The following is a 12,444-nucleotide window of genomic DNA, read 5'->3' as shown; positions in this document are numbered from 1 at the left end:
GGGGTCGTTACGGGGTTCCGCTCACGGGCCTACAGGTACGGACCGCCCGAGCGGCCGCCCGGGTGCTCGTCGTCGCCCTCGGGGGCCATGCCCGGCGGCAGCGCGCGGCGCATCTGCTCCAGCTGGGCCCGCGCGGCCATCTGCTGGGCGAACAGCGTGGTCTGGATGCCGTGGAAGAGACCCTCCAGCCAGCCCACGAGCTGGGCCTGGGCGATCCGCAGCTCCGCGTCGCTCGGCGTGACCTCGTCCGTGAAGGGCAGCGAGAGCCGCTCCAGCTCCTCGACCAGCTCCGGGGCGAGGCCGTCCTCCAGCTCCTTGACCGAGCTGGCGTGGATCTCCTTGAGCCGCACCCGGCTGGCCTCGTCGAGGGGAGCCGCGCGCACCTCCTCCAGGAGCTGCTTGATCATGCTGCCGATCCGCATGACCTTCGCGGGCTGCTCGACCTGCTCCGTCACCGGAATCTCGCGGGAGCCCTCGTCCCCGCCGCCTCCGAGCGCGGTGCCGTCCTGGCCCACGACGAGGATCTGGGGATTCTCCGGCGACCGTTCGTTCCTCGGCATCTCCATGCCGTCATTGTCTCGCACGGCTCCACCCCATCACCGCCACGCCCCCTCCCGCTGCCGATCTCCCGATCAGAGCCCCCCTACGAGACCGTGGCGGAACGGCTGTAGACCCGACGGCCCATTCCGAAATGCCCCCGAGAGCGCCGGATGTGAGGGTGGATTCCGTCGGTTTTCCGCCGGTCACGGCATCGGGCACGCCGCCGGACACGGCAACTGGTTCCGGGAGGTCACCGACGTGACTCCAAGGCTGCGACTTCTGCTCCGCCTGGTGCGGCTGCTGCTCGTCCTCACGGCGGCGGCCGCGCCCGCAGGCGGTACCGCGACGGCGTACGGCGCCGAATCCGCACCGCCGGGCTCCCCCGCACACGCCGCGCCGCCCGGCGCCTCCGCGTCGCCGTCCGCCCCGGGTGCCGTCACCGTGTCGCCCGCCGCGCGGACCCGCGCGTCCGCCTCCGCCTCGCCCACCGCCAGCCGCCCGGGTCCGTCGCGGGCCGGGAGCCTGGCCGGTGAGGGGCGGCTGCGGCCCGGACGGCCCGACGGACCGGCGGCCGAGCAGGAGGGCACCGACCCGTCGGGCTCCTCGGCGGCCGCCACGACCCGGGTCGCCTATCCGGAGGAACCGGAGACCGCCGACATCCCCGCCGGCACCCCGGCCGCCTCCGCCCCGGCGAGCGCCCCCGCCTCCGGGCCCGCCGCCGTGAACCAGGGTCAGGCCCCGGCCGAACCGGCGGCGGACATCCTGCCCCTCGGCAGCGGCCTGATGCTGGTCGGCCTGGGCCTGGCGCTGGCGTTCATGGGGCTGCGGGTACGCCGGGACTGACCGGGGTTCTACCGCGCGACCAGCAGCACCTTGCCGATGTGGCCGCTGTCCTCCACCACCCGGTGCGCCTCGGCCGCGTCCGCCATGGGCAGCTCGCGGTCCACGACCGGGCGTACGACACCCGAGGCCAGCAGCGGCCACACGTGCTCGCGTACGGCGGCCACGATGGCGGCCTTCTCGCTCAGCGGCCGGGCGCGCAGCGAGGTCGCGCTGATCGCGCCGCGCTTCATGAGCAGGGCGCCGATGTTCAGCTCGGCCTTGACGCCACCCTGCATGCCGATGATGACGAGGCGTCCGTTGACGGCCAGCGCCTGGACGTTGCGGTCCAGGTACTTGGCGCCCATGTTGTCGAGGATCACGTCGGCGCCCGCGCCGTCCGTGGCCCGTTCGATCTCGGCGACGAAGTCCTGCTCGCGGTAGTTGATGAGGATGTCGGCGCCCAGCTCGGCGCAGAAGTCCAGCTTCTCCTTGGACCCGGCCGTCACCGCGACGCGCGCTCCGACGGCCTTGGCCAACTGGATCGCCATGGTGCCGATGCCGCTGGAGCCGCCGTGCACGAGCAGCAGCTCACCCGGACGCAGATGGGCGATCATGAAGACGTTGGACCAGACGGTGCACGCCACCTCGGGCAGCGCGGCCGCCTGGTCGAGGTCGATCCCGGCGGGAACGGGCAGCAACTGCCCGGCCGGGACGACGACCTTCTGGGCGTAGCCGCCGCCCGAGAGCAGCGCGCACACCTCGTCGCCGACGGACCAGCCGGAGACGCCGGGGCCGAGGGCGGCGATCCGCCCGGAACACTCCAGGCCCGGGTAGGGGGACGCACCGGGCGGCGGGTCGTAGAAGCCCTGCCGCTGCATGATGTCGGCGCGGTTGACGGCGGTGGCCACCACGTCGACCAGCACCTCGCCCTCGCCGGGCGCGGGATCGGGCACCTCCTGCCACACCAGCTTCTCGGGACCGCCGGGTTCGGGAATGGTGATCGCATACATGCCTGCGACGCTACTCCCCGGTGCCGTCGCCCGGCGCCCGCCCCGCTCAGTCACCGGGCAGCCGCCGCTCAGCCGCCGTTCAGCGGGCGCGGATGCGGGGCGACCGGGGTCCCCGGGGTCGCGCGGGTGATGGTGATCAGACGGTCCGTGAGCTGGAGGGTGCCGACGGCCGGATCGTCGTAGCCGAGCACCCGATGGCCGCGCAGGACGCTCACCACCAGGTCCTCGACCTCCCGCGGGGTCTTGCCCACCTCGGCGCGGACCACGGGGCGTTCCACGATGTCCAAGCCGCTGCCCTGCTGGATCAGGTCCTCCATCACCATGCCGGCGGCGGGGCTGAGCACCGAGAGGCCGAGCAGCCGGCCCGCCGCGGCGGAGCTGGTGATCACGGCATCGGCGCCGGACTGCTTCAGCAGCGGGGCGTTCTCCTCCTCGCGCACGGCGGCCACGATCTTGGCGCCCCGGTTGAGCTGCCGGGCCGTCAGGGTGACCAGCACGGAGGTGTCGTCGCGCTGCGGGGCGATGATGATCTGCCGCGCCTTCTGCACCTCGGCGCGGCGCAGGACGTCGCTGCGGGTGGCGTCGCCGACCACGCCCGCGTACCCCTCGGCGGTAGCCGCGTCGATGGCCTTGGAGCTGGGGTCGATCACGACGACCTGCTCGCTCCTCAGGCCGGTGGCGCACACGGTCTGGATCGCCGAGCGGCCCTTCGTGCCGAAGCCGATGACGACGGTGTGGTCGCGCAAGGCTGACCTCCAGCGGTTCAGGCGCCATTCCTCACGGGTGCGTTCGGTGAGGACTTCCAGCGTGGTGCCGACCAGGATGATCAGGAACAGCACGCGCAGGGGCGTGATGACGAGGATGTTGGTGAGCCGGGCGCTGTCGCTGACCGGCGTGATGTCGCCGTATCCGGTGGTGGAGAGGGTGACCGTGGCGTAGTAGAAGGCGTCGAGCAGGTCCACCGGGCCGTCGGAGTTGTCGTGGTAGCCCGCGCGGTCGGCGTAGACGACGAAGGCGGTCGCCACCAGCACCAGCAGCGCCATGACCAGCCGTTTGGCCACCTGCCGGATCGGACGCTCCACCGCTTTCCGGGGGAGCTTGATCCGATGGGTCACCAGATGGTCGCCGGTCTGGCGGGCTATGGCGTCATGGCCCGGAAGTTTCACGTGAAACACACCCCGATTCCGCCCGCCGCCCACGGCAGGTCGAGCAGTTCCGCTCCGGCGCCCTGCGGGGAACCGCCCGGCGGTACGACGGCCAGCGCGTCGGCGGCGGCGATGCCGCGCAGCATGGCCGGGCCGTTGTAGTGCAGCGGTACGGCATGGTCGCCGCGCAGCACCACGGGGACCAGTTTCGTGTCGTGCGGGTGCCCCGGCACCGGCTCCGGCAGCGGCAGCGCGTACGGCTCGGGGGCCGGACGGGCCGCCAGGGTGCGCAGCAGGGGCTCGGCGAGCGTGATCAGGCCGGAGACCGCTGCGAGGGGGTTGCCGGGCAGCCCGACGAGGTGCCGTCCGTCCTTGATCCGCGCCAGCAGCATGGGGTGGCCGGGGCGTACCGCGACCCCGTCCACGAGGAGTTCGGCGCCGAGGGCCGCGAGGGTGGGGTGCACCTGGTCGACCGGGCCTCCGGCGGTGCCCCCGGTGGTGACGATCAGATCGGCGCGCGAGGAGGTGATCGCCCTGCGCAACGCCTTGCCGTCGTCGCCGAGGCGTCGTACGGCGGTCACCTCGGCGCCGAGGGCGCGCAGCCAGGGGGCGAGCATGGGGCCGAGCGCGTCGCGGATCAGACCGTCGTACGGCAGTCCCTCGGTGAGCAGTTCGTCGCCGAGGACGAGGATCTCGACGCGCGGGCGCGGGACGACGGCGAGGGTGTCGTACCCGGCTGCCGCCGCGAGACCCAGCACGGCCGGGGTGACCAGGGTGCCGGTCGGCAGCAACCGGTCGCCGCTGCGGCACTCCTGACCGCGCGGCCGGATGTCCTGACCGTGGCTCATTTCCCTGGTGGCGTGCAGTCGGCCCTGGGGGTCCGTGCGGCCGTGCTCGCTGCGCAGGACGGCGGTCACCCCGGCCGGGATGCGGGCACCGGTCGCGATGGACACGGCCTCGCCGTCGGTGAGCGCCTCGTGCGGGGCGTGCCCGGCGAGCACGCCGGACTCCCGCACCTGCCAGGGGCCGGGCCCGGCGACCGCCCAGCCGTCCATCGCCGAGGTGTCGAAGGAGGGCAGGTCACTGAGCGCGTCGAGCGGCGCTGCCAGGACCTTGCCGAGGGCGTCGGCGAGGGACACGGAGACCGGTTCGCGACGGCTGGTGGCGCGGGTCGCCCGGGCGGCGATCTCCCGGGCCCGGAGCCAGGGGGTGGCGGCGGCGTGTCCGCCGTGGGACCGGTGCCCGGCCCCGGAAGCGGAAGGGGTGGCCGGGGCGGACGGGTGCGTGGAGGCGGACGGGCCCGCGGGGGATGTCGGCGCGGGCCGTACGAGGGCCAGGGCCTCCTCCACGTCCAGGTCGTCGAGTTCGTCCCCGGCGGACGCCCCGGCGCGGGTGCCGGGGGCGGTCATCCGGCGTCCGGAGCGGTGTCGCTCCCGCTGTGCTCGGCCTCCCAGCGCTGGACCAGGGAGGCGACCTTCCCGGCGGCCTCGGCGACGGCCTCCGCGTCGCCCTTGCCCTGGGCGGCGGCGTATCCGACGAGGAAGGTGGTGAGCGGGGCGGCCGGGCGGGCCACGCCGTGCGCGACGTCTCGGGCCACGTCGAGCAGGACCTGGGTGTCCACGTCCAGGTCGATACCGAGTTCGTTCTTGACTGCGGTGATCCATTCGTTCAGCACGTGCCCATGCTCCCTGATGCGCGCCCTGGCGCGGGAGATGTCGTCCCAGGTGTCGCAGTCGAAGGACGCGAGCGCGTCCGGGACGCGGGTCAGCCGCAGCGCGGCGGTCAGACGGCGCAGCGGGAGCCCGGTGAGGCCGTCGTGCTCGGCGGCGAGGGCGTCGAGCGCCTCGCGCAGCGCGGCGGTGCGATAGGCGGCCACCAGCGGCTGGTCGCGTCCGTCGGCGTCGGTGAGCAGCGCGGCGTCGGCGCCGCTCTCCCGCAGCGCGGCCAGCAGCCGCAGCACCGTGGCCTCGTCGAGGAACGGCAGGTCGGCGGAGAGGACCACCGCGCACTCGGCGTCCGTGAGCCGCACTCCGGCGTCCAGGGCGGCGACCGGTCCGGCGCCGGGCGGCTCCTCGCGCGTCCAGCGCACCGGCCGCGCGGTGGGGCGCGGCTCGGCGACGACGACGGTTCCGGCTGCCCCGGCGCAGGCCGCGAGCACCCGGTCGAGCAGCGGACGGCCACCGACCCGCACGCCCGGTTTGTCGGCACCGCCGAGCCGCCGCGCGGCGCCCCCGGCCAGCACGACGGCGTCGTACGGGATGCCGCTCCCCGGCGCGGGGGACGGGGCGGGACTCGGGTCGGCGGGGGCGTTGTCGGTCACTCTCCGAGTATGTCCTGTCCGGGTGACCGGTGACCTCGTACGTCTGGTGGGGCGTACGAGGCCCGGGTCCCGTCCCGGCTCAGGCGTGCTCGGAGCCGAGTCCCGTCGGGCTCAGAGGGTGCGCAGGAGCACCGCCGGCTGTTCGACGCAGTCCGCGACGTACCGCAGGAAGCCGCCCGCCGTGCCGCCGTCGCACACCCGGTGGTCGAAGGTGAGCGAGAGCTGCACGACCTGGCGCACGGCCAGCTCGCCCTCGTGCACCCACGGCTTGGGGACGATCCGGCCGACGCCGAGCATGGCCGCCTCGGGGTGGTTGACGATCGGGGTGGAGCCGTCGACCCCGAAGACGCCGTAGTTGTTGAGCGTGAAGGTGCCGCCGGTGAGGTCGGCCGGGGTGAGCGTCCCCTCGCGGGCCAGCTCGGTGAGCCGGGCGAACTCGCCGGTCAGGCCCTCGGCGTCCCGCGCGTGGGCGTCCCGGACGACCGGCACGACCAGTCCGCGCGGGGTCTGCGCGGCGAACCCGAGGTGCACCTGGTCGAGCTGGACGATCTCGCGGGCCTCGGTGTCCACGGAGGAGTTCAGCTCGGGGTAGCGGGCGAGCGCGGCCGTGCAGATGCGGGCGAGCAGCGCCAGCAGGGAGATCTTCGGCGCCCCGGCCGCGTTCATCGCGGCCCGCGCGCGCATCAGTTCGGTGGCGTCGGCGTCCACCCAGCAGGTCGCGTCCGGGATCTCGCGGCGGCTGCGCGCGAGCTTGTCCGCGACGGCACCGCGCACGCCCTTGAGCGGGATGCGGAGCCCTCCGGGGGGCGCGGCGGCGGCCCGTGTGGCCGGGGCCGGTGTGGCGGGGGCGGCCGCCGGCCGGTCCTGTACCGCCGTCCTGGCCCGCAGTACGTCCTCCACGTCCGCGCGCAGGATCAGCCCGTCCGGTCCCGAACCGTGCAGGGTGCGCAGGTCCACGCCGTTGTCGCGGGCCATGCGGCGGACGAGGGGGGAGATGACGGCGACCGGGCCGTCGGGGTGGATGGGGGGCGCGTCCGCTCGGGCCGGGGTCCCCTCCGGGGCCGACGGCGCGAACGCGTGCGACGCGACGGGGAAGGCGGGCGGGCGGGGGGCGGCGGTGCGGGACGCGTCCGTGCGGGGCAGGGGCGCGGGCCGGGTCTCCTGCGAGCCGTCCGCGGCGGGCACGTTCTTCGGGCCGGCGCCGATCCCCGCGCCGGTCCCCGTGCGCACCCTGCGGCGACGCCCCGAGGACGCCCGGGTGCCGTAGCCGACCAGGACGTTGCCCGACTCCTCGCCCGCGGCCTCGGCGGGCTCGCCGCCCGGCTCCGCCGAGCCGACGGCGACCGTGATCAGGGGCGCGCCGACGGGCAGTTCGGTGCCCTCCTCGCCGAAGCGCGCGGTGACCACACCGCCGTAGGGGCAGGGCACCTCGACCATGGCCTTGGCCGTCTCGACCTCGACCACCGGCTGGTCCACGGCGACCACGTCGCCCACGTCCACCAGCCAGCGCACGATCTCCGCCTCGGTCAGTCCCTCGCCGAGGTCGGGCAGCTTGAACTCCAGTACCTGTGCCATCAGCCCTCGGCCTCCCACTGGAGCCGGGCCACGGCGTCCAGCACGCGGTCGACGCCGGGCAGGTGGTGCCGCTCCAGCATCGGCGGCGGGTAGGGGATGTCGAACCCGGCGACGCGCAGCACCGGCGCCTCCAGGTGGTGGAAGCAGCGCTCGGTGATCCGCGCGGCGATCTCTCCGCCCGGGCCGCCGAACCCGGTCGACTCGTGCACGACGACCGCGCGTCCGGTGCGGCGCACGGAGGCGCACACCGTCTCGTCGTCGAAGGGCACCAGCGAGCGCAGGTCGACGACCTCCAGGTCCCAGCCCTCGGCCTGGGCGGCCTCGGCGGCCTCCATGCAGACCGGCAGCGAGGGGCCGTAGGTGACGAGGGTGGCGCTGCGGCCGGTGCGGCGGACCACCGCGCGGCCGATGGGCGCGACCTCCTCCGGCTGCTCGGGGTTCCAGGCGTCCTTCGACCAGTACAGCCGCTTGGGCTCCAGGAAGACCACCGGGTCGTCGGAGGCGATGGCCTCGCGCAACATGCCGTAGGCGTCGGCGACGGTGGCCGGGGTGAGGACGTGCAGGCCGGGGGTGGCCATGTAGTACGCCTCGGAGGAGTCGCTGTGGTGCTCGACGCCGCCGATGCCGCCGCCGTAGGGCACGCGCACGGTGATCGGCACGGGCATCCGGCCCCGGGTGCGGTTGCGCATCTTCGAGACATGGCTGATCAGTTGCTCGAACGCCGGATAGGCGAACGCGTCGAACTGCATCTCCACCACGGGCCGCAGGCCGTACATGGCCATGCCGACGGCGGTGCCGAGGATGCCCGCCTCGGCGAGCGGGGTGTCGGTGCAGCGGTCCTCGCCGAACTCCTTGGCGAGCCCGTCGGTGACGCGGAAGACACCGCCGAGGGTGCCCACGTCCTCGCCCATGACGTGCACGTTCGGATCGGCGGCCATCGCGTCGCGCATCGCGCGGGTGAGGGCCTGCGCCATGGTGGCGGGCTTGACGGCCACGGTGGTCATCGACGACCGCCTTCCGGACCGTCCTGCTCGGCTTCCAGCTCGGCGCGCAGCATCTCGCGCTGTTCGCGCAGTTGCGAAGTGGGTTCGGCGTACACGTGGTCGAAGAGTTCCATCGGGTCGAGCGGGGCGTCCTGGTTCATGCGTTCGCGCAGGTCGGCGGCCATCGCCTCGGCGTCCTGGCGTACGGCCTCGATGCCGGCCTCGTCGAGCAGTCCGCGCGCGGTGAGGTCGTGCTCCAGCAGCCGGACGGGGTCGTGGGCGCGCCACGCCTCCACCTCGGCCTCGCCCCGGTAGCGGGTGGCGTCATCGGCGTTGGTGTGGGCCTCGACGCGGTAGGTCACCGCCTCGACCAGGGTGGGTCCGCCGCCCGCGCGGGCGTGCCGTACGGCGTCGCTCAGCACCTCGTGCACCGCCGCCGCGTCGTTGCCGTCCACCAGGCGGCCCGGCATCCCGTACCCGACGGCCTTGTGGGCCAGGGAGGGGGCGGCGGTCTGCTTGGCGAGCGGGACGGAGATGGCGAAGCCGTTGTTCTGCACGAGGAAGACGACCGGGGTCTGCCAGACGGCGGCGAAGTTCAGCGCCTCGTGGAAGTCGCCCTCGCTGGTGCCGCCGTCGCCGACCATGGCGAGCGCGACCACGTCGTCCCCCTTGAGCCGGGCGGCGTGCGCGAGGCCGACCGCGTGCGGCAACTGGGTGGCGAGCGGGGTGCTGAGCGGGGCCACACGGTGGGCGTGCGGGTCGTAACCGCTGTGCCAGTCGCCGCGCAGCAGGGTGAGGGTCTCCACCGGGTCGACGCCCCGGGCGACGACGGCGAGGGTGTCGCGGTAGCTGGGGAAGAGCCAGTCGCGGTCCTCCAGGGCCAGGGCGGCGGCGACCTCGCACGCCTCCTGACCGGTGCTGGAGGGGTAGACGGCCAGGCGGCCCTGCTTGGTCAGCGCGGTGGCCTGCGTGTTGTACCGGCGGCCGCGCACCAACTGGGCGTAGAGCCGGAGCAGCAGGTCCGGGTCGGCCTTCGCGGCGGCCTCGGTGCCGAGGACGCGATAGGGCTCGGCGTCGGGCAGCAGCGGCGCGGGGTCCATACGGGGCTGCCAGGCGGGCGGCGGCGATGGCCGGTACGCGCCCCGCTGCTCCATGACCGTCATGACGGCACCTCCTCGTGGGAGTGGCTACGGGAGACGGGTCGGCTGTGACCCGTCTCACCTACCGATTGTTCGGTCGTCGGTGCATTTTGGCTACTGGCCCCTCCAGGCTGTGGACAAACGGTTCTCCACAGCCTGGAATGAACGCAGGACGTCCACGGCGATGAAGCGGGGGGACATGACACCTGAACAAATGGCCCAGGCGCCGGAGGCGGGGACGGCCCTGCCCCCGCCGCGACCGCTGGACGCCATAGATCAGGACATCCTGAGAATCCTCCAGGCGGACGGACGCGCCTCGATACGCTCCGTCGCCGACCGCGTCCACGTCTCCCGCGCCAACGCCTACGCGCGGATCAACCGCCTGGTCGAGGACGGGGTGATCCGGGGCTTCGGGGCGCGCGTGGACCACGAGCGCGCCGGGCACGGCACGTCGGCGTACATCACGCTGAACATCGTCCAGAACACCTGGCGCACGGTCCGCGAGGAGCTGCGCAAACTGCCGGGCGCCTCGCACATCGCCCTGGTCGGCGGGGACTTCGACGTCCTCCTCCTGGTGCACACCCCGGACAACCGGGCGCTGCGCGAGCTGGTGCTCACCCGGCTCCAGGCGATCCCGGAGGTGCTGAGCACCCGCACCCTGCTGGTCTTCGAGGAGGAGGACGTGGGACCGGAGGCGTGAGGGAGGGGTGCCCCGGCCGGGTGCCTCAGTCCCCCCGCAGCCCCGCGAACACCAGCCGCACCACGGCGTCGGCCACCTCGCGCCCGTTGGCGCCGCGGGCCTCGGGCCGGTACCACTCCACGATGGAGTTGATCATGCCGAAGACGAGCCGGGTCGCGAGCCGCACCTCGACGTCCGCGCGCACGTCCCCCTCGTCGGCGGCCGCCCGCAGCAGGTCCGCCACCCGGTGGTCGAACTCGCGGCGCCGCTCCAGCGCCCACCGTTCGGCCTCGGTGTTGCCGCGCACGCGCAGCAGCAGCGTCACGTAGGGCAGCTCGGATATGAGCACCTCGACCATGCGCCGTACGACGTACTCCAGTCGGTCGACGGCGCGCCCCTCACGCGCGTGCTCCTCGGCGAGGATGGCGAACAGGCCGTCCAGCGCCCGCGACACCGCCCGGCGCAGCAGTTCCTCCTTGCCGCTGACGTGGTGGTAGATCGAGGACTTGGAGATGCCGGCGGCCCGGGAGAGGTGCTCCATGGACGTGCCGTCGTAGCCGCGCTCGTTGAAGACGCCCACCGCCACCGAGAGCAGGGTCTCGGGGGTGTACGTGTCGCGCTTGGCGGTCGTCATGAGGTGCCCTCCCGCTTGTCGTTGGCGTAGGCGTGCCGGTAGAGGGCGAGGGACGGCGCGTAGCGCCCGCAGGGGTCGCACGCGTGCAGCTGGTCCAGCAGGTCGTAGGCCCAGCCCCGGCCGAGGGCGCGGCTCCATTCGAAGGGGCCGAGCGGGTAGTTCACGCCGAGCTTCATGGCCGTGTCGATGTCCTCCTCGGTGGCGACGCCCTTGGCGACGGCGTCGTGCGCGAGGTCGACGATCCGGGCGACCGTGCGCGCGACGATCATGCCGGGCACGTCCCCGATGACGCTCACGTCCTTGCCGAGCGCCTGGAACAGGCCGACAGCCTCGGCGAGGGTGCGCGGCGAGGTGTCCTGGGAGGCGGAGAGCGCGATGCGGGTGGCCGCGCGGTAGTCGAGAGCGAGGTCGAAGTGGACGACGTCGCGGAACTCCACGGAGGTCTGGCCGTCGGCCAGGATGAGCTGGCCGCCGCTCGGCAGGACGAGCAGGGCGCCGTTCTCCTCCTCCTGCTCGTGGACCGGGATGCCCGCCTCGCGGATCAGCGCGAGCAGGGGCGCCGCCGGGCCGAGGTCGCCCTCGACGGTGACATGGGCGGGTGGCCGCTCCTTCTCGGCGGTGTGCGGCTCGGGACGCTCGGCGCCCTCCGCGTAGTCGTACCAGCCGTGGCCGCTCTTGCGGCCGAGCCTGCCGGACTCCACCAGCCTGCGCTGGGCGAGCGAGGGCGTGAAGCGCACGTCCTGGAAGAAGGACTGCCACACCGAGTGGGTGACGGACTCGTTGACGTCCTGCCCGATGAGGTCGGTCAGCTCGAAGGCGCCCATCCGGAAGCCGCCGCACTCGCGCAGCACCGCGTCGACGGTGGCCGGGTCGGCACCCTGGGACTCCAGGACCGCGAACGCCTCGGCGTAGAAGGGGCGGGCGATCCGGTTGACGATGAACCCGGGGGTGTCCGCGCAGGCCACCGGGGTCTTCCCCCAGGCGCGGGCGGTCTCGTACGCCCGCGTGGCCGACGTGACGTCCGTGGCGAACCCGGAGACGACCTCGACCAGGGGCAGCAGCGGCGCGGGGTTGAAGAAGTGCAGGCCCACCAGGCGGCCTGGGTTGCGCAGCGCGCCGCCGATGGCCGTCACCGACAGGGAGGAGGTGTTGGTGGCGAGCAGACAGTCGTCGCCGAGGATCTCCTCCAGCTCGGCGAAGAGCCGCTGCTTGACGTCGAGGCGCTCCACGACGGCCTCCACCACCAGCGCGCAGCCGGCCAGGTCCTCGATGGGCCCTGCTGCGGTGAGGCGGGCCCTCGCCGCGTCCCGGTCGGCGGCGGCGAGCCGGTCCTTGGCCACCAGCCGGTCCAGCCGGGCGCGGATCGCCCCGGCGGCCTCGTGGGCGCGCCCGGGAACGGTGTCGTAGAGCCGCACGGGGTGACCGGCGACCAGCGCGACCTGGGCGATGCCCTGGCCCATGGTGCCGGCGCCGACCACGGCCACGGGGCTGCTGAGGTCCAGTGCTGTCATGTGCGCGATCCTCCCGCACGGGGTTGTCCACAGATGCGCCGGACCCCCTTGTCCCGACCGATCGTTCGGTTACTCTAGCTCTGACC

Annotated in this window: 12 protein-coding genes; 2 read left to right on the top strand and 10 right to left on the bottom strand. The window is 73.9% G+C overall.

The features are described from left to right. Positions 1-29 precede the first annotated feature (29 nt). The gene (locus ACWEEU_RS02845) at positions 30-566 is read right to left on the bottom strand and encodes a bacterial proteasome activator family protein (protein ID WP_385739018.1); all 537 of its coding nucleotides are present in this window, start codon (positions 564-566) and stop codon (positions 30-32) included. 232 nt (positions 567-798) lie between these two features. On the opposite strand from ACWEEU_RS02845, the gene ACWEEU_RS02840 reads away from it, so the two are divergent. Then, complete coding sequence (locus tag ACWEEU_RS02840) at positions 799-1,383, top strand: hypothetical protein (protein ID WP_451727776.1); 585 nt, start codon at positions 799-801, stop codon at positions 1,381-1,383. An 8-nt stretch (positions 1,384-1,391) separates the two neighbouring features. On the opposite strand, the gene ACWEEU_RS02835 is transcribed toward ACWEEU_RS02840, so the two are convergent. The 7 genes from ACWEEU_RS02835 to pdhA all read right to left on the bottom strand — a co-directional run bounded on the left by ACWEEU_RS02835 (position 1,392) and on the right by pdhA (position 9,558). Then, positions 1,392-2,372 carry an NAD(P)H-quinone oxidoreductase gene (locus ACWEEU_RS02835; RefSeq protein WP_385739024.1) on the bottom strand — a complete coding sequence of 327 codons (981 nt, stop codon included), beginning with the start codon at positions 2,370-2,372 and terminating at the stop codon, positions 1,392-1,394. 68 nt (positions 2,373-2,440) lie between these two features. Continuing rightward, positions 2,441-3,538, bottom strand: a complete 1,098-nt coding sequence (locus ACWEEU_RS02830; protein ID WP_385739027.1) for a potassium channel family protein — start codon at positions 3,536-3,538, stop codon at positions 2,441-2,443. Beyond that, complete coding sequence (locus tag ACWEEU_RS02825) at positions 3,535-4,926, bottom strand: molybdopterin molybdotransferase MoeA (RefSeq protein WP_451727771.1); 1,392 nt, start codon at positions 4,924-4,926, stop codon at positions 3,535-3,537. The genes ACWEEU_RS02830 and ACWEEU_RS02825 overlap by 4 nt, the downstream gene beginning before the upstream one ends. Beyond that, positions 4,923-5,837, bottom strand: a complete 915-nt coding sequence (locus ACWEEU_RS02820) for an NTP transferase domain-containing protein (protein WP_451727768.1) — start codon at positions 5,835-5,837, stop codon at positions 4,923-4,925. Before ACWEEU_RS02820 ends, ACWEEU_RS02825 begins: the two co-directional genes overlap by 4 nt. A gap of 111 nt (positions 5,838-5,948) precedes the next feature. After that, positions 5,949-7,412, bottom strand: a complete 1,464-nt coding sequence (locus ACWEEU_RS02815) for a 2-oxo acid dehydrogenase subunit E2 (RefSeq protein WP_451727765.1) — start codon at positions 7,410-7,412, stop codon at positions 5,949-5,951. After that, a complete protein-coding gene (locus ACWEEU_RS02810) occupies positions 7,412-8,416 on the bottom strand; it encodes an alpha-ketoacid dehydrogenase subunit beta (protein ID WP_451727762.1) in 1,005 nt (334 codons plus the stop codon). Before ACWEEU_RS02810 ends, ACWEEU_RS02815 begins: the two co-directional genes overlap by 1 nt. Then, positions 8,413-9,558 carry a pyruvate dehydrogenase (acetyl-transferring) E1 component subunit alpha gene (gene pdhA, locus ACWEEU_RS02805; RefSeq protein WP_451727759.1) on the bottom strand — a complete coding sequence of 382 codons (1,146 nt, stop codon included), beginning with the start codon at positions 9,556-9,558 and terminating at the stop codon, positions 8,413-8,415. The genes ACWEEU_RS02810 and pdhA overlap by 4 nt, the downstream gene beginning before the upstream one ends. 175 nt (positions 9,559-9,733) lie before the next feature. Between pdhA and ACWEEU_RS02800 the strand changes: the two genes are divergently transcribed. Continuing rightward, positions 9,734-10,234, top strand: a complete 501-nt coding sequence (locus ACWEEU_RS02800) for an Lrp/AsnC family transcriptional regulator (protein ID WP_385739044.1) — start codon at positions 9,734-9,736, stop codon at positions 10,232-10,234. 25 nt (positions 10,235-10,259) lie between these two features. On the opposite strand, the gene ACWEEU_RS02795 is transcribed toward ACWEEU_RS02800, so the two are convergent. Next, a complete protein-coding gene (locus ACWEEU_RS02795) occupies positions 10,260-10,847 on the bottom strand; it encodes a TetR/AcrR family transcriptional regulator (RefSeq protein WP_451727755.1) in 588 nt (195 codons plus the stop codon). Further along, positions 10,844-12,358, bottom strand: a complete 1,515-nt coding sequence (locus ACWEEU_RS02790; protein ID WP_451727752.1) for a 3-hydroxyacyl-CoA dehydrogenase — start codon at positions 12,356-12,358, stop codon at positions 10,844-10,846. Before ACWEEU_RS02790 ends, ACWEEU_RS02795 begins: the two co-directional genes overlap by 4 nt. Positions 12,359-12,444: the final 86 nt, after the last annotated feature.

The sequence above is a fragment of the Streptomyces sp. NPDC005004 genome (assembly GCF_053600675.1).
The sequence above is the reverse complement of the archived record's forward strand: the minus strand, read 5'-3'. Positions and strand labels throughout refer to the sequence as shown.

Excerpts from the sequence above, each read along its gene's own strand:
- ACWEEU_RS02845 (WP_385739018.1), bottom strand. The coding sequence starts at position 566 with ATGGAGATGCCGAGGAACGAACGGTCGCCGGAGAATCCCCAGATCCTC.
- ACWEEU_RS02835 (WP_385739024.1), bottom strand. The coding sequence starts at position 2,372 with ATGTATGCGATCACCATTCCCGAACCCGGCGGTCCCGAGAAGCTGGTG.
- ACWEEU_RS02825 (WP_451727771.1), bottom strand. The coding sequence starts at position 4,926 with ATGACCGCCCCCGGCACCCGCGCCGGGGCGTCCGCCGGGGACGAACTC.
- ACWEEU_RS02815 (WP_451727765.1), bottom strand. The coding sequence starts at position 7,412 with ATGGCACAGGTACTGGAGTTCAAGCTGCCCGACCTCGGCGAGGGACTG.
- ACWEEU_RS02810 (WP_451727762.1), bottom strand. The coding sequence starts at position 8,416 with ATGACCACCGTGGCCGTCAAGCCCGCCACCATGGCGCAGGCCCTCACC.
- pdhA (WP_451727759.1), bottom strand. The coding sequence starts at position 9,558 with ATGACGGTCATGGAGCAGCGGGGCGCGTACCGGCCATCGCCGCCGCCC.
- ACWEEU_RS02800 (WP_385739044.1), top strand. The coding sequence starts at position 9,734 with ATGACACCTGAACAAATGGCCCAGGCGCCGGAGGCGGGGACGGCCCTG.
- ACWEEU_RS02795 (WP_451727755.1), bottom strand. The coding sequence starts at position 10,847 with ATGACGACCGCCAAGCGCGACACGTACACCCCCGAGACCCTGCTCTCG.
- ACWEEU_RS02790 (WP_451727752.1), bottom strand. The coding sequence starts at position 12,358 with ATGACAGCACTGGACCTCAGCAGCCCCGTGGCCGTGGTCGGCGCCGGC.